This window comes from Paenibacillus sp. LjRoot153 (genome assembly GCF_964253085.1).
In the GTDB taxonomy this organism is placed as follows: domain Bacteria; phylum Bacillota; class Bacilli; order Paenibacillales; family NBRC-103111; genus Paenibacillus_E.
This window is the reverse complement of sequence record NZ_CAXUQH020000001.1, coordinates 3,068,864-3,094,715: the sequence shown is the minus strand read 5'-3', so window position 1 is coordinate 3,094,715 and position 25,852 is coordinate 3,068,864. Positions and strand designations below refer to the sequence as shown.

The following is a 25,852-nucleotide window of genomic DNA, read 5'->3' as shown; positions in this document are numbered from 1 at the left end:
CTGTTTACACCGTTAGTCTATAAGCATTTGAGCAAATGTTGAAGTTAAAAGAGTATACATGGTTTATATTTGCATACTTCTACGCCGATAAATTGCATACCAGGGTTGCTAAATCATAGCTTTTAGACTTTTTGTTTATTTCGATATTCGCTCGGGGACATTCCGGTATGTTTTTTGAATAACGTGACGAAATAGGACGGGTTGTTAAAACCGACTTTAATGCCGACTTCTTTGATGGCGATTTGATCTTGTTCCAAATAAGTCTTTGACTTATTTAATCTTAATTCCGTGATGTATTCGGAGAAGGATTGGTTAAATAACTCTTTAAAGAGCCGCCCAAAATACATCGGATTATAGTCAAATCGATTCGCAACCAACTCCACGGACAGCTCCGTATTGGCGTAGCAGCCTTCAACGAAACTTCGTATCCGCTCTAGGAGATCAGAATTAAGGTGCTTTCTTTTCTCCTTAATTCGTTGCATGTCATGAAGAATATATGGAGCAAACCAAAGCTTCATCTGCTCTAAGGTCTCCAATTTCCTCAGTTTGCTAACTGCATTGTTAAAGTTTGTTAGGAGGTCATCTTTTACATCATGGATCGAAAGCTCCGTCGTAATAAACACCGTAAGCAAGAGATGATTGACCGATAGCTTAATTAATTCGAATTGGCATTCTTTAAAAGCATTAAAAATATCATCCAGTGCTCCCCCAATTAGTTCTTCCTTACCTAACTTAATGGCATCCAAGAGCGTTTTTAACTGCTGCTGCGGATACTCAAATTCCTGTTTGAAATTTGCAAAGACCGTTTCATACGTTAGAATGCTGCCTAAGCCGTACACAATTCGATAATCTGCGGCTTCTAACGCTGCTTGATAGGAGGCATGATAATTCGCCCAATCATTCACGAATGTCCCCCATGCTGCTGTGACGGAGGTATCCATCGATTGTTTGAACTGTTCTTGCAGCCTCGACAATAAACCCGCGAGAATTTGTTTATCGTTGAAAGCGTTGTCATTATTGATTAACAGGACAACATCTTTGTTGATTTCAAGGGATTCATAGGCATAATACGGGTGCATAAGCTCATATACCAAATTCAGTAAACTTCGCCTCATTTGTTTGTGAATATCTTCAGAAAACTCTTCGACTTCTAAAATAGTTGCATCAAATAGCTCATCAATTCGAAGGATCAGGATGCTCGTACCCTTATATAAATCAACACGCAATGAAAATTCGTGTTCGCTGGAAGGGTGCGGCTCCTTTACTCCCGTGAGGACCTCTCTTAAATAATCGACTTTCAGATTGTTCTTCGATTTCTCTTTCATTTGCTCTAATGTTTCAACAAGTCCGCGTAACGGCGATGAAAGCTTCCCGCTCACAAACAATGCGGCTATTCCGCTTAAAGCAAATAAGATCAAACTTATCCAAATCACAGTGTTTCTAAGTTTGCTAATACTGGTGACCGCTGCTTGATACGGGACAACATGAAGAAAATGCCAACCCAGTTTCTGAGAGAAACTATGTGTTACCAATACTTTCTCACCACTTGAGCTAATATCAACAAAACTGTTTGTACCCGACTCGGTCAGCATCTTCTGGATGGAGCCTACTGTGGAGTAGTCCTTCAAAAATTCGCCGCCAGTCGGATCCGAAATAACCGTGCCGTCTGAATCTACAATGAGAATATTACCCTGATCTAGCCTATCATCCGGATTAATGCCTTTACGAACTGCTTCTTCTTTCACATTTACAATTAGCGCATTGAGAATGGCATTGGTTGTTTTATCTCGATTGTAGTAAAAAATGGAATACACATTTTCTTCTTTATTCTTGCTAGAAATCAGTTTTAATTTTCGGGGTACAAGCCGGATTTTCGTTTTGGGATCGGAGTTTTTCAACATTTCTATTGCTTCGTTATCGATATTCGGGTAGTCACTTGTCAAAAATGAAGCATTATTCCCATTGTAGATACCGATCGAATAAATACTTTCATTGATGAAGATGATGTCGCTCAGCTTTTTCAAAGAATTATTTTCAACAATCGGATCACTCACAGCCGTATTCATTTGTTGAATGATCGGATATTCGAAGGAAAGCTGTGCGGATACTTGCATGGCTTGATTCATCAGATACTCGGTAGAATTCTGGCCTTGCATCAGTGTCCGTTCGGAGAGCTCATTAATTTGGCGAATAGCGCTGTTTGAAAAAATGTGAAACAACCAAATTGAAATACCTGCTATTGCAAGCGTTAACAAGAGAAGACATGCAAAGAAAAACTTGGCAAACATTGTTTTGACAGGAAACCTAGTTTGAATGACCATGACACCCCCGCCTTATATCTAAAAATTTTCTATCTCATCTTCTTTTTACCACATAAGAATTTATGAGTTTCCGGTACTCGGAAGAACAAATTCTTAGTGGTAAACAATGAATAAGCCGTTAACTCTTGCTGCAGCAAAGTTGACGGCTTTTCCTAAGAAGATCATGGGATTTAAATACTTGTCATAATGTTCACTGTTTCTTCCTTGAAGGCGTCTTCTAACCCCTGATCAGGAAATTGGTCCGTAATAATACGGTCTATAGCCTTTATGCTTGCGAAGGAGAACAAGTCCTGCCTTCCAAACTTGGAATGATCCATCACAATATTCACTTCGGATGACTGCTGGATCGCAAGACGCTTGATCTCCGTCTCGTGCATATTGGAGTTACTGAAGCCATGCTTCAAGCTCACGCCTGTTGTTCCAATAAATGCCCTGTTAAATGCCATTTTCTCCAAGGCCTCCGTTGCAACTGGTCCTACAAGTGTTGAGGTTTGGCCCATCAGCATGCCGCCAATAACGATCGTCGAAATCTGCTTTCCTTGCAGCTCCGCAGCAATGTTGAGTGCATTCGTCACAACCGTAATATGCTGGTTCACCTGGATAAACCTAGCTACCTGGAGCGTTGTTGATCCGCCATCAAGAAAGATAGACTCCCCAGGCTGAATCAGCTGCGCGGCAAGTTTGCCAATCCTTATTTTTTCTTCAATAAAGACGCCGGACCGTTCGTTCAGCGTAATATCATTGCCGACTAATATCGCGCCGCCGAATGTTCGCTTAATGTACCCACCTTGTTCCAACTTCTCCATATCTCGGCGCAGAGTCATCTCTGTGACCTCGAACATTTCTTTTAATTCGGCCATTTTGACTTCACCATCGACAGCCATCCGATCCAGAATTTGTTGCTGTCGTTGATTAATTGGGTTATGCATGTTGAAAGCCTCCGTGTTAGTTCTGATCTTACTAGTCTTCTTCAATACGCGGCATCCGCTCAATTCGCGGATCGGTGAATAGGTCAAACTCATCTCGACTGGTGCTGGAAAATTCAGAAACAACCGCACCCTGGTCCCCTGCTTGAAACCAATGTTTAATGCCGGGCTCAATGGTATACTGCTCACCTGGAAGTAATTCAATTTCGTGAAATACCGTAAAGTAAGCCTCACTTCCGGCAGGGATTTCTGCTTTAATTACAACAGGTGCTTCACCCTCCACATATAACCAAACGCTTCCTGAGCGGCAGCGAAACGTTTCCATTTTACCGGGATCATTCCCTACTGGAGGATGTAGATGCTCTGGGCAGGTCTGCCTAGGGAACAAGACTAATTCCTTCGCGCAATATCGGTCTGTATTTACATAGGTAACTAACTCAAGACCCTGAACTTCCAATTGCTCTAGCCCGAAACCTGCTACTTCAATGCCCCGAATTTCATCCTCCGTCAACACAATTCCGCTTAACTTCAATAGGTGCGCCGTGCGCTCCTGCGCTTGACGAATTTGGCTTCTTTTCATGGATTATCGGCTCCTCTGGCATTTTTTATGGTGCGGCCCGATCCATACGAGCTGCTCATTCATGACCCAATTAGGTAAATCCAACTTCATCTCATGTTTAGCCCAACCGTTATTTATTCGTTCCCAAACCTCTGAACCCGTTCGAATTCCGCTTAACGCATCTGCCTGCTCCACATTGCAAGCACCTACACCTACTGCGGTTTGCAGGATATGTTCAAGCTTCATTCCCTTCATAAGACTATATAAAAAACCTGCAATCGTGCAATCACCAGCTCCTGTTGTGCCAACAACATCAACTTGATAACAGGATGAAATGACTTCGTTATCCAACCAATTCTCACGCATATCTTCCGAAGGTGAACATCTTCCCATTGCGGACAGACGAGCTTCGTCCCCAGTCGTACGAACATACAGTCCATGCTCGCCTAACTTTAGTCCGACGATTGCTACGCCCATTGCCAACAGTTCCTCCGCTACCTCAGAAAGAAAGTCTCCTGTAGCATAAGGAAGCAAATCACCTGAGTCTGATTCACGCATCCAAACTTCATAACGATCCCGATGAAGCATATAAACAATCTCTTCAAAGCTGGGCAGAAACACATCCACATAGGGAAGCGCTTTGGTTAATATCGTACGCCAATCTGCGCGCCCTGCATCGGATGCAGGGTCAGGCTTTGCCATATCAAGGGATACTGTCACCCCATTGCTCTTAACCATTTTCAGCAAAAAAGCCAGCTCATCACCATTATTCTGATACATGCTGCGCATCAAAGGCGGATACCCAAAATGGAATAACCGAGCAGCTTCAAGCTGATCTACGTGAAGGTCAACTGCTGCATACGTATCGTTAGCTCCCGTCGAATGCAGAAAGATCCGGTCGGTCTGCGGCGGACTAATGACAATGGAATAAGAACTATTTTCACCAGGAGCTATGATCATGCCCGTTGCTAATGATGGATTGTGCCCGCCAAGAATCGATAGTATAGCTTCACCAAATAAATCATTGCCCACTTTACCCATTAGACTAACAGTACTGCCAAGGCGATAAAGCGCTATCCCCGTATTGGAAACAGCGCCTCCTGTCGAGATCACCGCCTTGCCAACATCAACAAGCTTACCCGGTACAAATAACGCATCCAAAGCTATATGCTGGCCACGAATCGTTGGGATAATATCCAAACAAATATGTCCGGCTACAATCACTTCCGCTTGGCTCTGCCTGGACAAGTTTAGTTCCTCCAGTCAATGGGTATCGTTTGACCTGTTCGATGGGATGCCAATGACGCTGTAAAAATGATATGGCTATCCCCCGCTTCCTCCGGAGTAGCGCAGTAAAACGGTTGTTGAATCGCCTTATTGTGAACCAGCTCATCGCAGAACGCTGCCCACATTTGGAGAATAGAATCAGAGAAGCCAAATTCGAAAATGCCCCCTGTAATCGTAGCGTAGGCTGATTTATATGGCGCATCTGCCACATGCCAAGCTTGAACGCCTCCTGGTGTATAGGGTAAGTATGCTACCTGCTTGGGATTTTTCGTCGTAAATTCGGCAGAAAATGCCGTTCCCGTAATACGAATAAACCAAGTATTGGCATGGCCTGGCGCAATTCGTTTCGTAGACAGGACCATAGGAAACTGCTGGCTTTCCGTCTGAACATCACAGGCGAGAATGGCATTATCCCACGTTTCACATGGCACCATAACTCCATTCCCGTCAGGTCGGTTAGGTACAATTTTGGACAAGAGCGCTCTCACTGATTGGGGCTTCCAACCAAACCGCAATGGCAAATGCAGGACATGCATGCCTAAATCTCCCATACATCCATATTCGCCATTCGTAGCGATTCGCCTTTTCCAATTAATCGTTTTAGTTGGGTCCAAATCACTAGAATGCCAAAAGCCAGCCTCTACCTCAATGATTCGTCCGAATTTATTTTCTTGCACCCATGCCGCAATTTGCTGCGCTCCCGGGAAAAATGGAAATTCCGAAGAGCATCTAACGATAACATGCGGATTCTCTTGAATAGCTTGCTGGATAAGAGAATTCGCCTCTTGATCTATACCGAACGGCTTCTCCCCTAGCAGATGTTTGCCAGCTTCGATAATATCGATATAAATTTGAGCATGCAGATTATGCGGAACGGCACAGTAAATCGCATCCACATTCGGATTAGCCAGTAACTCTTTATAGTCCGAATAAGCAGCTTCCACGCTGGGGACATTCTCTTGAAACCACTGGGTAGCGGAAGCGTTTGCATCACATACAGCTATGATGCTTGGCGCAAAATCTACCTGTGTCAAATGACACCAACGTGCAGCTGCGCTTGCGAATTCCTTGCCCATGAGTCCACAGCCAATAACACCAAAGCGAATGATCGTTTTCGACATGCGTACATCCTCCTTATGGATGAGTTGGCTACATTTAGATGGACAACTGGGCAAGTGCTTGCTCGGCTGTTGCACCATGATGAACAATGGACATTAAGGCCTTGGTCATGCCAGCAGGATTCGGATGTTGAATGACATTACGCCCATATACAATTCCCGAAGCGCCTTGCCTCATCAATTCAACCGTACGCGTCATGATTTCTTCATCACTTGCTCGGCCACCCCCGCGGACTAATACAGGTATACCTGAAGCAATCTCAATGACGCGGGCATATTCCTCAACGTGATCGCATGGATCTGCTTTAATAACATCTGCCCCAAGCTCAACCGCCTGCCTAACTAGTGGGAGAATTTTATTGATATCTCCATCTACCATATAACCACCCTTTGCTTCGTTCGCCAACATGACAAGGGGTTCTACCATCAAAGGCATGGCATACTTTTCACATTCCGTTTTGAGGAGGGAAACGTTCTGAACACATTGATAATGAAGCTCTGGCTGATTCGGCAATAAAAGTAAATTGACGCAAACCGATACGGCATCCATGCGAACGGCTTGCTCGATAGCCTGATGAATGAGTTCACTAAACACAAAACGAGGAAGAACATTTCCGTAGATGTTAGCTGCGTCAGTACGAAGAACAAGCCCTGGCTTATGCCCGCCTGGAATCGATTGGAGATGTCTAGCTTGACCAATACTGAGCTGAATACAATTCGGTCCTGCTTCTACAATCGTTTCAATCGCTTGCTTCACGTTTTCAATACCTGACAAGAAACTAATTTCGTTAAAAAAGCCATGATCAATCGCAACATCAAAGCATTTGCCCTGCTTGCTGAACATTCGGTTAAGTCTAGGTTTTAATGACATCTTAACGTTTCACCTCACTCGTTTTAATGTTATTTTATAACAATAAATGTTCGTTTACAACATAAATTAAATTACTTTGCAACAAAAAATAAGGAGATAGTTACACAGCAACCTGCTCCTTTTTTTTGAATTATAAACCCGCTCGGCAATTTGCATGAAAAACAAAAAAAGCCCTACGTGTTCATGTAGGGCTTTCGTTAATTGAGGTTGACGTTTCCCTTACCATGTCTATTTCACCATGGAGAAATGTCGCTTACTTTACAATAATGAGGACCGCTTTAGGTGGGAGTGTAGCTTCATTTTCAATGAAATTCCCGGAAATTAAATCCGTCCCTTTCAAGTCCCCAAGCGCAATCGTAGTAGCTTGATCATTATGATTCAAGATAAAGACGAATGACTCATTCTGTTCATTGATCCGTGTAGAAACCTCAACCCCAGGTACAGGTGGGATTGGTGCAGTAATCCCTCTATCTTGGCACAAATTGCCAAGCAAACCTTGTAGGAAGGCTGGCTCTGGACTGGAAGTTACGTACCAAGCTTGACCCGCTCCGTATTTGTTTACAGTCAGCGCAGGCATGCCTTGATAGAAATCCTTGCCATAAACAGCTTTCACTTCAGCGCCTTCAGCATGGATTAAATCGCACAGGATCCCGCATTGGTAGCTGCCATTCAAGCTGCCCCATTGCTCATTTAGCTGAATTTGGTTGCTCTGATCGGGAAATAGCGCATCGATTTCCTCTGCCCAAATACCTAGAACATTACGCAGCTCACCTGGATAACCACCGAGGGTTACGCGATCATGCTCATTGACGATACCGCTGAAGAAGGTCGTAAGAAAGGTACCACCGGCATGAACGAACTCTTCCACTCGTTTCGCGTATCCCGTTTTCACCATATACAGAACGGGTGCAATGACGATATCATAGCCCGTGAGATCCGTATCCGTACCGATGAGATCAACTTGAATATTTTGCTGGAACAGGGCGTCATAATATTTATGAACTTCATCTACATATTTCAGGTCGATTGTCGGACCGCTTGAGAGTTCAACCGCCCAGCGGTTTTCCCAATCGAAAACAATGGCGACACGCGCTTTCACTCTTGCGTCCAGTAACTTATCAGATAAACGCACCAGCTCATGCCCTAACTCCGCGCACTCACGGAATACTCGTGTATGTTCATGTCCAACATGCTCAATGACTGCCCCATGGAACTTCTCACATGCGCCTGCTGATCGGCGAAGCTGGAAGAATAGAATGGTATCCGCGCCACGAGCAACCGCTTGATAGCTCCAAAGCTTCATAACACCAGGACGTTTCAACGAGTTATACTTCTGCCAGTTCTGTTGACTTGGTGTTTGTTCCATCAGCATGAAAGGTTGACCGTCCTTTAATCCACGCATCAGGTCATGCGTCATGGATGTCAGACTGACCGGCGTATCCAAGGAAGGATAGTTGTCCCATGAGATCACATCCAAATAGGGCGCCCATTTGAAATAGTCTAATGGTTTGTAAAGTCCCATCAAATTCGTTGTTATTGGCAGCTGAGGGGAATGCCGTCTGATCGCGTTATACTCCAATTTATAGCAATCTAGTAAACTATCAGACATGAATCGGCGATAATCTATTGAAATAGATTGAAAAAACGAACGATCGCCGGGCTCTTCCTCTGAAAGCGCATTAGGCGGAACGATTTCTTCCCAATCGTAAAAGGTATGACCCCAGAACCCAGTATACCAAGCTTTGTTTAACTGTTCTAACGTCGTATATCGTTCTTGCAGCCAAGTGCGAAATGCCCCAGCGCAATTATCACAATAACAATACCCACCATATTCATTCGATACGTGCCAAATTAGAACAGCCTCATGATCTTTATAGCGCTCCGCTAATTTCTCTGCTATTCGCTCCGAATAGGTGCGATAAGTTGGACTATTGGGACAAGAGTTGTGTCTCTTGCCAAATTTATGTTTACGTCCTTCAAAATCCACACGACAAACGTCCGGATATTTCCTTGCCATCCATGCAGGGTGAGCTCCCGTACTCGTAGCTAAACAAATATAGGTTCCATTCGCATGGAGACGATCAATGATGTCATCCAGCCAAGTAAAATCGTAGGTATCTTCATTCGGTTGTGACAATGCCCACGAGAATACATTGATCGTCGCAACATCAATTCCCGCAAGGTTAAACATGCGTAAATCCTCATCCATAACTTCTTTATCCCATTGCTCTGGATTGTAATCTCCACCGTACCAAATTTTTGGCAGCTTAGTATGTATCACGATTCGCACCTCTTCGTTTAAATTCATATAAGAATAAGTACATTATATTGGATTCGTTTTCATGTTAAAATATAATATAATTGCAATCTCATATAAGAAAATGGAACAGGATGATTCGTTATGCACACCCGATTTCTTTTAACGCCTAGTACGGCCCAGCCCTACCCCATATTCATAGATAGCATCGGTCATCACGAAGATCAGGAGAAGCTCAACAGAAAGGCAGGCTTCCCATACTATCATTGGCTGCAAACCTTTTCAGGCGAAGGGGAATTTGAAATGGGTAACAGGAAAGTCCGTTTATCGAGAGGCTCTGGTGTCCTCTTGCTGCCTGGTGTACCGCACGCTTATTATGCAGTCACAGATACCTGGTGCACACAGTATGTCACGTTCGGAGGCAACAGTGTGCATACGATCTTAAGCACATTAGATATGCTGGAATCTGCCGTCTTCCGTTGGGATGAGGAAGGCCCTTTAAACCTAGCGCTTAGCCATATTTTGAACAAGCTTGAGACGCAAGCCGATTATTCCGGCTATGATGCTTCCGCAGATTTATACCATTTCTTGATTCAGATTAAAAAGCACGCACAAATCAACAATCGTACCTCGATTACGAATCAAATGCTTCATTTACAGCCGCTAACGGACTGGTTAGAAGATCACTATCCGAATCCGGATATCGGGATCGAAAAGATGGCGGCAGTCCTTGCGATTACACCACGACATTTGAATACGTTGTTTCAGCATGCTTTCGGTCTTTCTCCGTATGCCTATCTCATCATGATACGACTTCGCAAATCCAAAGAGATGCTGCTAGCCGACAGACATCAAGCCATTAGAGAGATTGCCGCGCGTGTAGGTTTTCGGGATACGAGCCATTTTATTGCCAGCTTCCGCAAACAAATTGGCCTTACACCAGAACGATTTAGAGAGTTGAATTAAGGGCTGCGTGGCGGAATCTGAGCGGGCTTTGGCGGTGATATCTGCGTGATGGCGCATGGTGGCGGTCAAACGATACGTAACTCAGCCTAATTGAGCGAATACCGGCAAGGCTGCCCTACTTACTGGAAAACCTCCAGTTAATTTTCCAGTTTCAGCTTGTTATTTCGTAATAAATGGAATATGTACATGTAATTCTTGGCATACTTCCGTTTTCGAGGATATCCATTGAAAATAACTGTATTTTTTACATTTATTCAATCTAAAGATAGAAATCAAGCGAAATTACCTGTATGTTTTACAGCTAATACGTTTTCACTTTCACCTCACGCAGAAAAAGGGATCGTCGGATTGTCATTAGGCGGATGAAGCAATTGTTCCCATATTTTTGACATAAAAACCTCCGAAAGTAGTTGTAGGCGAAAGGCAACATCGCGTCACTTTTCACTCACTTTACCTACTCCGGAGGTTCTCTTCAATCTACAATTCTTTGTTCAATTAACATGCATGCCGATCCTATTGGTGAACCTTCCGATAATCCCCCGGCGTTGTGCCAATCATTTTCTTAAAAGCGCGAATGAAAGACATTTGATGTAAGTATCCTACGCGTTCCGAAATTTCTTGGATAGGCAGAGGTGTCGTTCTTAGCAATTCCTTGGCATACTCCATCCGTATTTGGCAGAGATAAACGACGAACTTCTCACCGAAATCCTCTTTAAAAATCGTACTAAGACTGGACGAATTCATGTTGAATTGTTCACTTAGGCTCGATAAAGATAAATCCGGATCACTGAAATTAGCTTCAATATAATCTTTTACTTTTTGCACGACACCGTGATTGCCCTTGCTGACACGAATCGCTTCCATCTTTTTCGCACAAGAAGAGATCGTTTCCAAATAAAAAGATTCCAGTTCATCCAGTGTTTCTAACGTCTCCATATTCTCATCCCAAGGTGTCCGGAATTCCCGATTCCACAATTCTTGATACTCAGGAGGCAGCTCCATCATTTCACGATAGAAATAATAGTTCATGTAACTAAGAATGCCGCTTATCTCTTCTTTCGGAAGCAAAAGACGACGTAAACCCTCAAATAGCAGCTTCAGCTGCTCCTGCCACCCATCGTTGCCGACTCGAAAAGCTTGAGCAATTGTCCGCACATACTGCAGGTAAACGTATAGATCATCATGCGACAACAGCTCGATTTCCCAATGGCCGATCACCCGATTGCTGCCGAGCGCCGACTTATAGTCCAGCGCCCTTGCCGACGATTCATAGGACTGGGAGATCGCCTGAACATCATGTACCGTAAAGCCCAAACCGAATGTCACGGTCAGCTTCAAATTATTCTGCATCCATTGACGGACTTGATCCGTTAGCGTCAAAATCATCGACTCCAGTGGAATCTCTTGCTGCTCTTCAAGAAAAATAATACACAACCGATGATTCGTGACCCATTCCTGCCAAATGCGCAGACCACAGGCTTCTGCCGATTCTTCCACTACTTTTTTCAAAATATACTTAAAAAGCCCCTGATCCTCACGGGAATACCCACTAATAAACTCGGTATATTTATCAATTTCGACGATGCTGACGGCGGCACTTCCCAATTGCTTCATGCCAAGATCCATCATTTCGTTATTCCAATCTGCCTGAACTAGCTGGCGACTCCCATCAATAATCTCGTGGAATAACTGAATTCGGCGATACTTCTGATTCACGAGACTCTGATTTTGATACTCCTGACTAACTTCAATGATGTTGCTCAATGTGTAATCAATATAACTAAGCTCATCGACCGTCGGACCTTGTATCGGATGCTCTTTATGCACCTGATTGTATTTTTCAATTCGTGACATAATCGTTTCAATTGGCTTGTAGTTTTTACGGGTAATATACACAATCCAGCCTATCGCTAGCAGCAGCCCTAGGAATCCAACAATAAACCAACCGCTCTTCATATAGTTAAAAATATTACCCAACTCTTCCTTCTTAAGCGAGCTCGTATACATCCAGCCTGTATAGTTGGATATGATCGTAATATCATTAACCTTCGGATCCTTGCCATTTTGCTCGAAAATCATCTGCCCTTGACTATCTTTAAGTGCAATCTGATTCACTTCTGATATGCCGTATTTACTTAGAAACTCTTGAATGGCGCCCACTTTCACATTAATTACGAGCATGGCGATCCCTTTACTTTGCAAAGGAATACCTTTGGCAATGGAGATGACGGTACCTTCCAAATTCCCATCTTTAAACATCCGATAGGGACGGGGAAGACTCCAGCTATCTAGTTCAGGATTATTTATATGACTTTCTATAAATGGCTTATCTGCAAATTGCTCTATATTCAGCTTTGTTTTATCACTAAGGACCGTCCCATCACCCGCCCGATACAAGTAGGCAGAATCAATCCACGGATTGGTAGCGGTTAGACTCTGAAGCAACTGAGAAAGCTCGATGAAGAAGACTGTATCACTTTGCATCCCTGCGAAGGTCGTTATTTTCATATTGCGCGTTATCGATTCCAGCATCATCATTTCAATAGAGTTCAGCGACATGTCGATGCTGCTCTGAATATTTTGCACATACACGCCACTGGATTTCAGGGCTTCTTTGCGGGACAAATCATTGAGCTGAACGACTCCGATAAATATGAATAAACAAACGATAAGAATAAGCACAGGCACATAGGAAAGTAGCAAGCGATGGAACCAATTTCTTCTCAAGTTGGGCTCTCTCCTTCATGATAAGAGGGTGTTTATCTTACCATTCTATCCCCGATGTGATGATGGAGCAATATACAACCTTTCGCGTAGTTAACATGTGGCTGGCTCGCAACCTTCTAAGTCAATTTTTTCGACATAGCCGACGCTTTTCAACTACGCATCAGCTTCATAACGAAAATCTGAACTCATTCCGCCCCTCTTTCAAGGCATAACTTTCATCGCCCCAAACCAACGTGCCGGGCAAACCATGGGGTAGTGCAACTTCGACGAGCCAATGGCATCCCTGGCACTCCACTTTCGCTTCGATAAAGCCATTCGGGTGCGGAAGCTTTCCCTGCAGACACGTTAAAGATCCTGGCTGCGGACGAATCACGACCGATGTAAAACCCATCGATGCCGGGCGAATGCCAAGCAAGTTAGTGTAGAGATGGTAGATCGGATGAGCGCCCCAAGCATGACAGTCCGAACGCGTCGAATCTAGGAAAACTTCCGGCGTCGTCTTAAGACCATTCGCCTCCATACCGAACCAAGGCTCGAGTCTGCCCAGCAGTGTATCAATTCGACCGTCAGACGCTAGAGCTTCGAACGTATAATGATCGAAATAAACACTTGTGCGCATCAAGTCGGTAGCCGTCTTCAGTAATTCAGGTACGAGGCGACAGTTCACTCCGGGTGAAATCGACTCACATAATAACGAAAGTACCTGAGGATGCTCCGAATAATACTGATGGCCGGTATCGTCCGCAAATAGCCCTCTCTCCTCATTCCAAAACAGTTGCTGGGCCACGTTGCTCAATTCTTTTGCCAACCGTCTGGCACGTGATTCCAGTTCTGTTTCACCCAAGTAGGCTTCAAGCTTGGCGACCAGCTCCAACGTATGAATCATCTGCAGATTGTAGGCCGCATTCAACCGATCTGCTCCATGCGGCGGGGTACCCGAGCTCCATGCATCCGAAGGCGCAGTCTGCCAGTCCAAGAAGTTCCATGAAACAGGCAGCTTTACCGCCCCATTCGACGAACGATTTTGCAATAACCGATCCAACTCATCCCGGACGCTGCTCATCATGAAACGAATCCATTCCGAATCTCCTCTCCACAGGGCATAATCGTAGACCATCGCCACCCACCACAAGGAGAAGGAGGCAATATGTTTTCCGCCTTGATCCGGGTAAGCACAGTTCACAAGTCCAAGATGGTTGTTTCGGGAAGCTCGGAACATGTCCAGCGCTTTGCGCGGTAATCGATCGTCGAGCGTGCTCACATAGGTAATAAGCGACTGAATGCGTGTGTCCCCCACATACATGAGCTGCTCCCAGTAAGGGCAATCCATGTACGTTTCATGTGCACACATTTGCAGCGTCCTGAAAGACGGGGGAACGATTTGATTTAAGCGTTCGTCACTACAATTAATTGAACCTTCCATTTCCAAGGGATATCTCGTCTCCAGCAGTCTAAAATCATTAAAGTAAAGCGCTTCGCTTTCCGTTTCCACGATCAGCTCGCCATAACGTCCCGCATGCCACCACAGCGTATCAAAACTTCGGCCGGGCCCTCCATCCGGACGAAAAGTATCGCCGATACCTTTGAACCATTTGCCCTCAATCTCGTTCCGATTCGTCTTGCGTCTGCCTTCCGCATCATCATATAAGGATTCCTCCCAGTGAAGTCGAATGACAGCACATTTCCCACCCGATACAACAAGCTCAGGATAGAAACAATAATAATCACCTAAATCGATAATGATCCGTCTTCGGGTATAGGCTGGAATGTACATCGGTTGTCCTGTAAGTAAATCATGCCAACTGTCATGCTCATCTAGGACATCGCGACTTGCGTCGATCGGTTGTCCCTCTGATTCTAGGCTACCGGCTTGCTCAACAAACCGAACAGCGTGCGGCGTAAAACGAACCTCTTGCATCGCAGGCAAGGTAGCAGGGCTCATAAGACGCTGTACCGACGTAAAATGATAATTATCCGTCCTGTGATAGACTTTCTCACTCGATTGTACCGGAAGCCAACCGTCGCCTCCCCCGGACATGGCATCCCAATCAAAGGTTACACCGTCTATATCCAGCTTTGCGCCAGTACCGATACCGGAGTGCGTTGGAATAAACCGATAGCCCGGCATTGGTTTCGCTTCCCACTGAGCAACCCCGGTACCCATTAATGGTGCGAGAGCTTCATCATCCGGGCTTAGCAGAAAGCCTGGCTGCACGCTGACCTGCGCCCACGGCTTATGCTTACCAATCGCCCAGCAGCGCGCAATCCATTGATGTTCTCCTGCCGGAATCTCGATTTCATACGTCTCGTAAAACCAATTGGAGCGATCTCCGCGTTCGCTGCCCCCGCCTATTTTTTTTTCATCCAGAAACAGCTCATACCTTTCGTCGCCTGATACGTGTACCCTTAAACGCAGAGCTTCACTTAAAGTGAACTTGCAACGATAAACGATGACAAAGGGAGGTTTACCGGCCTCGCTGCATGTCACCCAACGGCATGGCCAACCCGTAGCCTGTTCCCACGGTTTTTGGGTTTGATTTTGTTCAATTTGTCCACTATAGGGTAAGTCAGAAAGCAATACGCGCAATCAGAACACTTCCTTCATTATCGGATATCATTCAAAACGTATAGTTCGATATTGCGGATATTCATCTCTTCCAACGTAGCTGCCGGCTTCGTGCTGCCCGCTCAGGTTTAACATACCGAGTTTGCTACACCTCATCAATCTACATTTCTTTGCAGGATTAACATGCATGCGTGATAAACAAAGAAACCTGAGGTATCCTCAGGCTCCTTTGTTGCAAATTATGGATTATAGCTCACCTTGGCATCATCAACGCTCATCGAGCTTGCGTTGCCGCCAATGGCTGAACCCAGCCTATCGACCTTGGTCAGACCCGTATAGCGATAGTTCCACTGTGAGCCACGCAGCTCGCCATTCACGTAGACATCGAACTTCTTCGTTGCTGTGTTGATGATGACTTTTAGACGGTAAGATTCCCCGTTCGTGATCGAGGTCAGCACGTTCGTTTGGGTACCACCGTTATAGCCCCAGATTCTGCCGTTCTGCATGATGAGATGGGCGGCAATGTTGCTCGAAGTGAGACTGCTGTCAGATATGACTAAGGCATTTTTCCAGTTGTTGTCATCAGCGGTTACAGTCGCTTCTGCGATGACCGTGCTGTTTGCTGGTGCGGTAAACCCCTGATAGGCTTCGGCTTTGCCGGAAGTGGACGTTGTTGTCAGTTTAACCGCTTTGTTCGATCCGCTCACCGTCTGTACCACTCCCGTATTCCCCGTGATGCCGCCGTTGTCGAATACCCAACCGCCTTGCCCATTCAGATTGCCGAGCGTCATGCTGTTAAAGTTCTCATCAAGCAAGCTCGTTAAAGTAAGTGGCTTATAGGATACTTTCACATCGTCTACGCTCATCGAGCTGGCATTGCCTGCGATGGAGGTAGAGAACTTGTCGAGCACGGTCACGCCCGAGAATCGATAATTCCAACCCGAGGCGAGCAGTGCATCGTTGACGTAGACGTCGTATTTTTTACTTGACGCATTCATCACGATCTTCAGGCGATAAGGCTGGCCATTGCTGATTCCTGTTAAGACATCCGTTTTGGTGCTGCCGTTGTAGCCCCAAATTTTGCCGCTTTGCATGACCAATTGAGCCGCTACGTTATTGGCAGTTAAGCTGTTGTCCGCGATGATTAAAGCATTTTTCCAATTGCTGTCATCAGCCGTCACAGTAGCTTCGGCAGTGATGTACCCGCCTTGAGGCGCATTAAACAGTCGGTAAGCTTCGGCACCTCCGCTTGTTGAGCCTGTCGTTACTTTCAGCGATTTGTCCCCGCTCACGCCATTCTCCTTCTGCACAACAACGGCATTCTCAGCCACGCCTGCGTTATTGAAAATCCAGCCATTTTGACCGGTCAGCGCGCCAGGCAGCATGTCGTCAAAATCTTCGTTTACCGTGTAGCCGGCAATCGGAACGCCAGTAGGCGTTGCAAAAAACGCCTTGATGCTTTTACCGCCAGCACCATTCACATTGACTGTGAGGGTAGTCGTACCGCCGCTCGTGCTGGTTGTTATGCGTGAATCTTTATAAGCAACCGGCCCCAGATTTTGCGCAAGCGTAAGTTGAATGGTGCCCGTATTAGCCAAAGTGGGGTCGGACACGGAAACTTCCGTTCCGTTCTCGGTTGTACGGACCATGACGGATGCCTTCTTGTTGCTGGTGACACCGCTCACTGTTTTCGAAGCATCATTCCAGAAGTTAATACCTAGAATGCCAAGTGCATTTTCTTGCACTGCCTGTGCAGCGGTTGAATTCTCAATCACCGTAATGTCCGGGTTAGCTGCATACGTATCCAACTGCCCGCTGGACTTACCTGGCAGCAGTACATAAGCATACCCAGCATTTGTCGGATTCGTGCCGTGATCGAACCACAAATTCATAAAATTGCGTGTATAGTTCGTCGTGTATTCCGTACCTGTATAGTACTGATTAACGCTCGACCATGAATCTGTTCGCACCTCGCGCACTCCCTTGATTGTCGCCGCTGTCGGGAAATAGTAACCAACATCCGAACCTGGTACATTCCCGGCCAAGTGAATCTTATTCACGCCAGTCATGGTTTCAGTCCAACTTAACTCCGTTGATTTTGTGGTACCGTTTACAGTAAGCCCATTGTTGCCGCTGCTGTTAAGCTTACGATTTTCGACGATGGATTCCACAACTTTGTTGTCTGTAGACGTAATACCAGCACCAAGACTCACAATCTCATCATCAAACATGAACCATGATTTCTTCGCTGTCAGTGTGGCGCTATTAGCTGTGTACTGCATACCTGTGATCCCGTATTGTCCGGATATTTCCGTGCCTCCGACCCAAGAATTCGGATTTTTGGCATTCGCTGCTGCTGTCGTGTTCTGATTAACTGTCGTGCCAGGTAAACGATAGCTGTTTACGGTAGGCCAGTAAGAATCCTTATACTGCGTCAAATCGGAATCATAGAGATAAGTCATCCCGTCCCCAGTATGCCAGCCTTTTAAGTTCTCATTATTAACAATTTCAAAATTCCCGATTTTATTGGATGACATACTGATGCCAAAAGCAAATCCTGGTCTATGGTGGATGGTCCTAGCCATATTCGGGTATTGTTTGTTAATGACAAGCGCATCTCTCGTAGTAACGGATGGATCGCTCATGATTTGTTTCGTTTGCACGATAGAGCTGATCATAACCAAATCGGCATACTTGGTAGGAGACGTTGCGTCCGTCATCCATTTTTTAATCATCGATTTATACGCTGCACGATCGTCAGCGGATGGAGCGGACAAAGCCATCCTTGCCACGGAAGCTCCAAGCGCTCCCATTGACGTTAACCCCATATCATCGCTGGCTTTTCTTGCAATGTTTCGTCCTCTGACCATATCAACCATGGAGGTATTATAAAATAGCGGTTCAAAGGCATCATAAACCCATTGATAAATATGATCCACATCTGGATCCGTAATGTCCCAGGTAGAACCTGCTACGATATACATGACCTTCGTCAAATTATCAATTAAGCTTATGCCATATCCACCGTTGTAAGGAATTAATGCGGTATGTTGAAGAAACGATCCATCGCTATACATGCCCTCACCGGAAGTCACATAATCAAATACCGAACTAAGTTGGTCCCTGCCTTCGATAATTTTGGCGCTGTTCTTAACAATAATCCCGCTTGTAATTTTAATGTTGCAAGCCCATACGCGATTAGCTCCGGTCAGCCCAGCTCCCCAAGTAAGGGCTTGATAATCGATGACAGCGTGCCAATTGTTAATCTGTGTCGAACTTAAACTAGAATAAATCCATGTCGTAATGTTATTAATACTGAGTGGCGAAGAGATTTGCCAATCAAACCAATTGTCATAGCCTCTAAACGGTACGCTAGTGTTATATCGGTTCGTGTACATCCAATCCATGGCACTTTTAATATCGGCTAGCAAAGTTGCGTTGTTCTGAAGCGTTGAACCTCTAGTAACATAAGCCAGCGTCATTGCTTCTAACCGTTGGTAGCTTCCGGAAACATGCTCCGATTCCGTTGTTGTTGCCATGTCACTCCATAGGTAGGTTCTTCCTGCGCTCTTATTCATCGTATCCCAGTTTGTCTGAGCAAGCGTCGTAATATTGGTGATCTTTCCGCTGATGTCTGGATCAACCGGATCGTACGTCGGGCCACCAGTGGTAAAATTATAAATTTTCGATCTCAATGTGTCATACTCATCTGCGGCATAGGCAGGGTTCATTGGCAGTGCAATTAGGTTAACAATCATAGCTAGAACCAATAAAAGCGCTTTCAATAAACGGAATTTATTAAACATTAATAATCCCCTTTCTGTTGTAAAAAAAAAAATGCTTCCCTCCCGAACATATTTGCTGCAGGAAGGAAGCGCATGATGAATGACTTAGTTGAATTCCCTATTTCTTATTTCGTCAACAATTTATAGTAATCTTTTGTGAAGATAACGTCTTTTTTGTTATCTGTATAGGCTTTTGTATAGAAGTCATCGACTTTCTTACCGCCGCCTTTGTCCCAAGCATCTTGTGCATCTTTCATCGCTTGATCAACCGTATAACCTGTTCCACCAACAACTGCTTTTGTATAAATATTCGTTAGTGTATTCTTCAACGTGTTTTTAATGACCGTCAAATCATCCGTCAATGTAATTGGAAGTACGATTTCTGACGTTGTTGGGCGATCCGGTGTGATATAAGCCGCTCTACCTTGTTTAATCAGCTCGATATACGCTTTATCATTCGGCTTCGAAGGATCCAATTGGTTCGTATAATCCACACATTTGCCCATTGTACCTGTTTGAGACATCATTTGGAAATCGCCATTCCAAGTTAATTCTTTCTTGTTTTTCTCAGCATCTATTGGTTTCGGACAACCATCTACCATCTTATAATGAACGCCTTCAATTCCATACATTAACGTCTGTTGAACTTCTGGTGTCATTAGCCAGTCGACATATTTCACAACGGCTTCTACGTTTTTGGCTGTTGCATTAATAGCAGATGTAAATTGCATAGGTACAGCACCTGCAGGTGAGAATTGACCAAATTCAGACTTCGGAAGCGGTAAAATCGTTACTTTTGCATCCGGATTATTTTTGATCAGCGTATTGTAGACTTCAAATCCTTTAGCACCTTCTAACACATCTGAACCATAAATGCCAAGCTTGCCATTTACCCAATCTTGCTGCATTTTAGCACCATTTTTATCTGTGAAAGTGTCTTTATCTACAGTACCCGCATCATATAGAGCTTTCTTAAACGCGAGATCTGCCTTTGGACGATCCCATGTCCGTACATATTGATCATTGTTCAGATGATAGGACGTGATCATCGGTAATGTCTCATCACTTGCTTGCCCTAATTGGAAGAAATAGTCCACATCGTAGAACGTCGAACCCAGAGTATCCTTCTTGCCATTACCATCAGGATCCTGCTCTGTGAACGCTTTGGCTACTTGGAGATATTCTTCTGTAGTTTTTGGCATTGGAAGCTTCAATTTATCCAACCAATCCTGACGAATCATCACATAATGGTTGGCTGAAAATGGCAAAGTGCGACCGAAAAAGAACGTTTTGCCATTAAATCTCGTTAATTTCTGTAAAGTCTCATTGCCTGTGATTACCTTCTTGTAATTCGTGGAATACTTCGAAATGGCATCATCAATCGGAATAATTTGCCCTTTGGACGCCAAATCCTTCATATAGGGATTCGAGAATTCCATGATTAAGTCAGGAGCTTGACCAGCAGCGAATAGGACGTTCCACTTCTCCGAAGAGTTCGTACGTGGAACAGGGATAAACTCAACTTGCACGGGTGCATTCTCATTAATCCACTTTGTCCAGCGATTATTCGTTATCGTTCCTTCCCCTTCAGGTACATTGTTTCTATCATAAATAGAAACCGTAATTTTCGGCTTAGGTCCTGCTGGTTTCGCACTTGCGGCAGCCGTGCTTGCAGCGCCTGGCGTCGTTGTTGCACTATCTGTCTTTTCTTTATCCGATGCACAAGCCGCAAGTAGCGTCGTGCTTGAGATTGCCAAAGCTAAGGTAATGGATGCCGCTTTCTTTTTGCTAATTCTGTTCATATAAATAAGTCACCCCTCAAGTTATGTACGTGCAGTTTTAAGATAACCCCGATGAATACATCTACTTGTAAACTAAAGACTATCATGTTTAGCGCTTCACATCACCCCCTTCAAAAATTTACCATTATCCTTTCACAGCGCCGATCATAACACCCTTGACGAAAAATCGTTGCAAGAATGGATATACGATCAACATCGGTAATGTCATCACAATGACACCTGCCGCTTTAACACCTTCCGGCGTAATCATTGCGGCCATTTCTGGCTGTGTTTGTGTCAATTCCTGCATCAAGCTTTGATTCTGAATCATTTGTTGAATGAGTACCGCTAAATTCAGCTTTTCGGAATCATTGATATAAATAAGCACATTCATGAAAGCGTTCCAGTGTCCGACCCCATAGAACAGGGATAATGCAGCTAAGACTGGCAATGACAATGGCAACACGATTTGAATGATCAAGCGCCATTCGGAACATCCATCAATACGCGAAGCCTCCTCCAACTCTTCCGGTAATCCTTCAAAAAAGCTTCTCAAAACCAAGAGATTCCACACCGTAATCAAACCAGGCAGCCACAGAGCGCCGTAACTATTGATGAGCCCCAATTTTTGGACTAGTAAATACGTAGGAATGAGACCCGCTGAGAAGATCATGGTGAAAATAATAGCAAATGAATAGAAATTGCGTCCGATAAAATAACGCTTTGACAAGGGGTATGCAGCTAGGATTGTGAATACCATGTTCAGGAATGTCCCTACCACAGTAATAATCACACTATTGGTAAAATCCTTGATGATTGGGCTTTCCTTGAACAGCGCCTTATAGCCATCAAAGCTCAAGTTAACAGGCCAAAAGCTAACCGTTCCTGACATTAACGCATGCTTATCACTAAGTGACAGCGCTAAAATATGAACGATAGGTAACAAACAACTGAGACCAATGATCAGTAAAACTATATAGTTGAGGGCGTAAAATACCTTCTCTCCTCGTGTATGTTTCATAAGCTTCTCCTTCTTAACGTTTGTCAGTGCGTTATGTGCTCGCCTACCATAAGCCTTGTCCGAAGCTGCGTGCAATGCGATTGGCTGCAAGCACCAAGATTAAACCAACCAAGGATTCAAACAATCCCATTGCTGTCGCAAGACTGAAATTCGCCTGCTGAATACCGATTTTGTACATAAAGGTACTAATAACCTCGGAGATTTCAGAGACGGCGTTATTCTGTAGGACAAATACTTGATCAAACCCTAATTCCATCAGATGTCCAATCTTCAGAATCAACATAATAATGATGGTTGGCAGAAGCGCAGGCAATGTAATACGTATGGTTTGCTGCCATTTATTGGCCCCATCAATGCTCGATGCTTCATATAAGCTTTGGTCAATGGCTGTCAGTGCAGCGAGATAAATAATCGCGTTCCAACCAGCTTCCTTCCACACACCCGACGCCAGAAAGATGGCAATCCAGGAATACTCTTTATATAAGAACGGATATGTCTCCCCAAAAATCCTTTCAATCAGATGATTGAGTGTACCTGTGCTTTGCGAAAAGACGGTAACAACAATGCCGCCAACAATGACCCAGTTGAGAAAATGCGGCAGATAGACCAGCGTCTGTACCAACCGTTTAAACCGAATCTTCCAAACTTCATTTAACAGCAGAGCTAATATTATAGGCATGGGGAAACCAATGATGATGCTTAACCCACTTAATTTTAAGGTGTTCCACACGATTCCAAAAATTTGCTTAGTCTGAAAAATCATTCTAAAGCTATCCAAGCCTGCCCAAGGGCTGCCCCAGATCCCTTTAATGAAGCTGTACTTCTTAAAGGCAATGACGAGTCCCGTCATCGGGTAGTATTTAAATATAAGGAAGAAAAGGATGACAGGCACAAACATGATGTATAACGGAATGTTCTGTTTTAATACGCGTTTGCCGTACTTCCTTACTAGCCAATTACTTTTGTTTTTTTCTGTACTCGCCTTCTGATTAACCATCGCTGATGTTGAAGGAGGGAGTGTCTGACTCATCGGTGTCACTTCCTTGCTCTGTAATTTGAACTCATCGTACCTGCTCATCCGTCATCCGTACAATATACATGATTTCGATCAGTTAACAGGCTTATATATCGCGGATTTTTGCTGTCTGATATACACTTTTTCTTGGGATATACATGCGTATAATGCTTGCTATATTAGGCTTTGGATGCTCCTATTTCCCAGAAAGAAGAATGTCCTTGCAGTTTCGCCAATGCTTCCATGTAATAGTAATCACCGTAGATGAGCGGCTTATTGATATTCTGATTCATCGGCACGTTGCCGGTACCTGAGAGCAAGATTGCTTCTTCGGAATCATCTGCCGAATAATGGTTTGCTAAGGACTGCAAGATCGCACACGCTTGTTCCATATAAAAGAGTGCCCGATCTCTATCGCATACTCCTGCAAGATCGAGAAGTCCGCTTGCCGCAATCGCTGCGGCACTCGTATCGCGCGATGCCCCCTCGAAGGTAGGCAATCGGAAGTCCCAATACGGCACCTTATCCTCGGGTAAGTGTGCTAGGAAGAAAGAGGCTGCATGCTCCGCTGCTGCCAGTAAGTCGGCACGGCTGGTATGGCGGTAGCTGAGCACCGAGCCATAGATTGACCATGCCGAACCACGTGCCCATGCGGACTCTTCCGCATAGCCTTGGCCACCGAGAGCGCCGGTGCGTTCACCCGTCTCTGGGTCAAAGCAGACAATATGATACGCGGAGCCATCCTCGCGAATAAACTGCTTGGCTGCCATTCCGGCGTGCGCCTCTGCGATATGCTTAAAGCGAGGGTCGTTTGTTTGTTGCGACGCCCAGTAGAGCAGCGGCAAATTCATCATGCAATCGATGATCGCCCACCCTACGCGTTCTGGGCTGTTCCACGCTCGGATGAAGCTTCCCTTGATGTTGAATCGCCCCGCCAGATGACTGGCAATCTTCATAGCTCGGCGTTTGGACTGCTCGTTGCCTGTGAGGTGCCAATTCGCTATCGAAGTTAGCGTCCACATGAAGCCCATATCATGATCTAGGGGCTCATAGGCCTCGATTACCGCATCCATTTGTGTTTCACAACGCTCTGCCAAGAGACGTAATTGTTCATCTTGGTGATCTTGATAAATGAGCCATAAGATCCCTGGCCAGAAGCCAGCTGTCCAGTAATGTGGTGAGGTCAATTGAAATTGTCCCTCATTCGATCCGTGAGGAAATGCTGCACCTACTCGCAGGCTCGTGTTCTTTACTTTACGGACACCTTGTTCCCAGGCGTCTCTTATCCATTGTTCTTGTGTCATTCTCTGTCCACTCCCTCCGTTGAATGTCCCAAGCATATCTACATCGAACAGTTGGCTCAATATACATGTTTTCGTTGGGTTAACAGGATTGGTGTGAGCTTGCTGACTCCATCATTTTGGAACAGCTCCTTTCGTAAAGGAATCCGAAATTCTGTGGAACATATACTCGTCCTATCCCTAGACAATAATAAACGGGAGACCTCTTTCTTTTGAGCCTCCCGAATCAAAGTCAAACCAAGCTATACACTTTCGTCCATAGTCTCAATACGCTGAAAATTTATAGATGGATATTTGCTTGTAAATCTGACCTGGGAGCAATTCAGTACTAGGGAAATTAGGATGATTAGGCGAGTCAGGAAAATGTTGGGTTTCCAAACAAAGCCCGGCATATTGGTTATAAGCTATGCCACCCTTCCCGATTTCACTTCCATCCAGATCATTTCCTGAATAAAACTGCACAGCTGGCTGTGTGGTATAGACCTCCATCAGCCGGCCCGAATTTGGTTCAAAGACGCTTGCTGCCTTAACCATAGCGGCACCGCTTGGATTCAGGACATAATTAAAATCATAACCACCTCTTGCATACTCCATCTGTGGATCTTTGGCGTGGATCCGTGCACCGATAGCTATCGGGTTCCGAAAGTCAAGCGGTGTACCAGCAACACTTTGAATTTGCCCTGTCGGAATGAGATCTGGCTTAATCGGCGTAAACCGATCGGCATGAATCGTAAGCACATGACCAAGAATATTCCCGTTGCCCGCGCCTGCCAAGTTGTAATAATTATGATGGGACAGATTTACAACGGTCTTCTTATCTGTCATAGCTGCATAATCAATGATGAGCTCATTGTTGTCTGTCAGCGTATAAATAAGTTTTACACCAAGATTAGCTGGGAACCCCTCTTCACCATCTCTGCTCGTGTAGTATAGTGCAACTCCAACTGCGTCATCGTGGTAGACCTCTTCTGATGCCCAAACCCTTTTATTAAATCCCCTTTTTCCGCCGTGAAGCGTATTTGGTGGTTCATTAACGGATAGCCGATAGGTCACACCGTCTAGCATGAATTGCCCCTTTGCAATGCGATTTGCATATCGTCCAATGGCCGACCCGAAGTATGGTTTATTCCCGGTTCGCAGGAACTCTTCCAACGTCCCATAACCAAGGAGGACATCTGCCATTGCACCGCCCCGATCCGGTACTTTGAGGGTCAGCATAATCCCGCCGTAAGTCATGATGGAGGCTTGCATGCCGTGTTTATTGGTTAATGTATAGAGATATACCTGTTCACCCTCAGGGGTTTCCCCGAAATATTGCTTGGATATGCTGCCGAAAGCCATATTCGTCTGA

General features: G+C 45.0%; 15 protein-coding genes and 1 pseudogene. 1 reads left to right on the top strand and 15 read right to left on the bottom strand.

The window, feature by feature from the left end; translation table 11 throughout:
- Positions 1-122: 122 nt before the first annotated feature.
- The 7 genes from ACSQ8P_RS12975 to ACSQ8P_RS12945 all read right to left on the bottom strand — a co-directional run bounded on the left by ACSQ8P_RS12975 (position 123) and on the right by ACSQ8P_RS12945 (position 9,363).
- Positions 123-2,321: an AraC family transcriptional regulator gene (locus ACSQ8P_RS12975; RefSeq protein ID WP_436235563.1), complete on the bottom strand. Its 2,199-nt coding sequence runs from the start codon at positions 2,319-2,321 to the stop codon at positions 123-125.
- 170 nt (positions 2,322-2,491) lie between these two features.
- A complete protein-coding gene (locus tag ACSQ8P_RS12970) occupies positions 2,492-3,250 on the bottom strand; it encodes a DeoR/GlpR family DNA-binding transcription regulator (protein WP_436235562.1) in 759 nt (252 codons plus the stop codon).
- A gap of 31 nt (positions 3,251-3,281) precedes the next feature.
- A complete protein-coding gene (locus ACSQ8P_RS12965) occupies positions 3,282-3,827 on the bottom strand; it encodes a D-lyxose/D-mannose family sugar isomerase (protein WP_436235561.1) in 546 nt (181 codons plus the stop codon).
- Positions 3,828-3,830: 3 nt separating this feature from the next.
- Positions 3,831-5,054 carry a carbohydrate kinase family protein gene (locus ACSQ8P_RS12960; RefSeq protein ID WP_436235560.1) on the bottom strand — a complete coding sequence of 408 codons (1,224 nt, stop codon included), beginning with the start codon at positions 5,052-5,054 and terminating at the stop codon, positions 3,831-3,833.
- 2 nt (positions 5,055-5,056) lie between these two features.
- Positions 5,057-6,214, bottom strand: a complete 1,158-nt coding sequence (locus ACSQ8P_RS12955) for a Gfo/Idh/MocA family protein (protein ID WP_436235559.1) — start codon at positions 6,212-6,214, stop codon at positions 5,057-5,059.
- Between the two features lie 34 nt (positions 6,215-6,248).
- The gene (locus tag ACSQ8P_RS12950; protein ID WP_436235558.1) at positions 6,249-7,082 is read right to left on the bottom strand and encodes a class I fructose-bisphosphate aldolase; all 834 of its coding nucleotides are present in this window, start codon (positions 7,080-7,082) and stop codon (positions 6,249-6,251) included.
- A gap of 253 nt (positions 7,083-7,335) precedes the next feature.
- On the bottom strand, positions 7,336-9,363 hold the full coding sequence (locus ACSQ8P_RS12945) for a beta-galactosidase (protein WP_436235557.1): 2,028 nt from the start codon (positions 9,361-9,363) through the stop codon (positions 7,336-7,338).
- Between the two features lie 120 nt (positions 9,364-9,483).
- On the opposite strand from ACSQ8P_RS12945, the gene ACSQ8P_RS12940 reads away from it, so the two are divergent.
- Positions 9,484-10,305, top strand: coding sequence for an AraC family transcriptional regulator (locus tag ACSQ8P_RS12940; RefSeq protein ID WP_436235556.1), 822 nt, complete (start codon positions 9,484-9,486; stop codon positions 10,303-10,305).
- Positions 10,306-10,818: 513 nt separating this feature from the next.
- Here the strand turns inward: ACSQ8P_RS12940 and ACSQ8P_RS12935 are convergent.
- From ACSQ8P_RS12935 to ACSQ8P_RS12900, 8 genes and pseudogenes are all read right to left on the bottom strand, one after another.
- Positions 10,819-13,032 carry an AraC family transcriptional regulator gene (locus tag ACSQ8P_RS12935; RefSeq protein WP_436235555.1) on the bottom strand — a complete coding sequence of 738 codons (2,214 nt, stop codon included), beginning with the start codon at positions 13,030-13,032 and terminating at the stop codon, positions 10,819-10,821.
- Between the two features lie 166 nt (positions 13,033-13,198).
- Complete coding sequence (locus tag ACSQ8P_RS12930) at positions 13,199-15,619, bottom strand: alpha-L-rhamnosidase C-terminal domain-containing protein (RefSeq protein ID WP_436235554.1); 2,421 nt, start codon at positions 15,617-15,619, stop codon at positions 13,199-13,201.
- Between the two features lie 218 nt (positions 15,620-15,837).
- Positions 15,838-19,404, bottom strand: a complete 3,567-nt coding sequence (locus ACSQ8P_RS12925; RefSeq protein WP_436235553.1) for a polysaccharide lyase 8 family protein — start codon at positions 19,402-19,404, stop codon at positions 15,838-15,840.
- Positions 19,405-19,508: 104 nt separating this feature from the next.
- Complete coding sequence (locus ACSQ8P_RS12920) at positions 19,509-21,185, bottom strand: extracellular solute-binding protein (RefSeq protein ID WP_436235552.1); 1,677 nt, start codon at positions 21,183-21,185, stop codon at positions 19,509-19,511.
- A gap of 124 nt (positions 21,186-21,309) precedes the next feature.
- Entirely contained in the window at positions 21,310-22,185 is an 876-nt protein-coding gene (locus tag ACSQ8P_RS12915; protein WP_436235551.1) for a carbohydrate ABC transporter permease, read from the bottom strand.
- Positions 22,186-22,228: 43 nt separating this feature from the next.
- Positions 22,229-23,263 carry an ABC transporter permease gene (locus tag ACSQ8P_RS12910; protein WP_436235550.1) on the bottom strand — a complete coding sequence of 345 codons (1,035 nt, stop codon included), beginning with the start codon at positions 23,261-23,263 and terminating at the stop codon, positions 22,229-22,231.
- A 116-nt stretch (positions 23,264-23,379) separates the two neighbouring features.
- On the bottom strand, positions 23,380-24,504 hold the full coding sequence (locus tag ACSQ8P_RS12905; protein ID WP_436235549.1) for a glycoside hydrolase family 88 protein: 1,125 nt from the start codon (positions 24,502-24,504) through the stop codon (positions 23,380-23,382).
- Between the two features lie 261 nt (positions 24,505-24,765).
- A pseudogene (locus ACSQ8P_RS12900) lies at positions 24,766-25,794 on the bottom strand (aldose epimerase family protein); the annotation flags it as partial.
- Positions 25,795-25,852: the final 58 nt, after the last annotated feature.

Excerpts from the sequence above, each read along its gene's own strand:
- ACSQ8P_RS12915 (WP_436235551.1), bottom strand. The coding sequence starts at position 22,185 with ATGAAACATACACGAGGAGAGAAGGTATTTTACGCCCTCAACTATATA.
- ACSQ8P_RS12955 (WP_436235559.1), bottom strand. The coding sequence starts at position 6,214 with ATGTCGAAAACGATCATTCGCTTTGGTGTTATTGGCTGTGGACTCATG.
- ACSQ8P_RS12920 (WP_436235552.1), bottom strand. The coding sequence starts at position 21,185 with ATGAACAGAATTAGCAAAAAGAAAGCGGCATCCATTACCTTAGCTTTG.
- ACSQ8P_RS12910 (WP_436235550.1), bottom strand. The coding sequence starts at position 23,263 with ATGAGCAGGTACGATGAGTTCAAATTACAGAGCAAGGAAGTGACACCG.
- ACSQ8P_RS12905 (WP_436235549.1), bottom strand. The coding sequence starts at position 24,504 with ATGACACAAGAACAATGGATAAGAGACGCCTGGGAACAAGGTGTCCGT.
- ACSQ8P_RS12925 (WP_436235553.1), bottom strand. The coding sequence starts at position 19,404 with ATGTTTAATAAATTCCGTTTATTGAAAGCGCTTTTATTGGTTCTAGCT.
- ACSQ8P_RS12975 (WP_436235563.1), bottom strand. The coding sequence starts at position 2,321 with ATGGTCATTCAAACTAGGTTTCCTGTCAAAACAATGTTTGCCAAGTTT.
- ACSQ8P_RS12950 (WP_436235558.1), bottom strand. The coding sequence starts at position 7,082 with ATGTCATTAAAACCTAGACTTAACCGAATGTTCAGCAAGCAGGGCAAA.
- ACSQ8P_RS12940 (WP_436235556.1), top strand. The coding sequence starts at position 9,484 with ATGCACACCCGATTTCTTTTAACGCCTAGTACGGCCCAGCCCTACCCC.
- ACSQ8P_RS12965 (WP_436235561.1), bottom strand. The coding sequence starts at position 3,827 with ATGAAAAGAAGCCAAATTCGTCAAGCGCAGGAGCGCACGGCGCACCTA.
- ACSQ8P_RS12970 (WP_436235562.1), bottom strand. The coding sequence starts at position 3,250 with ATGCATAACCCAATTAATCAACGACAGCAACAAATTCTGGATCGGATG.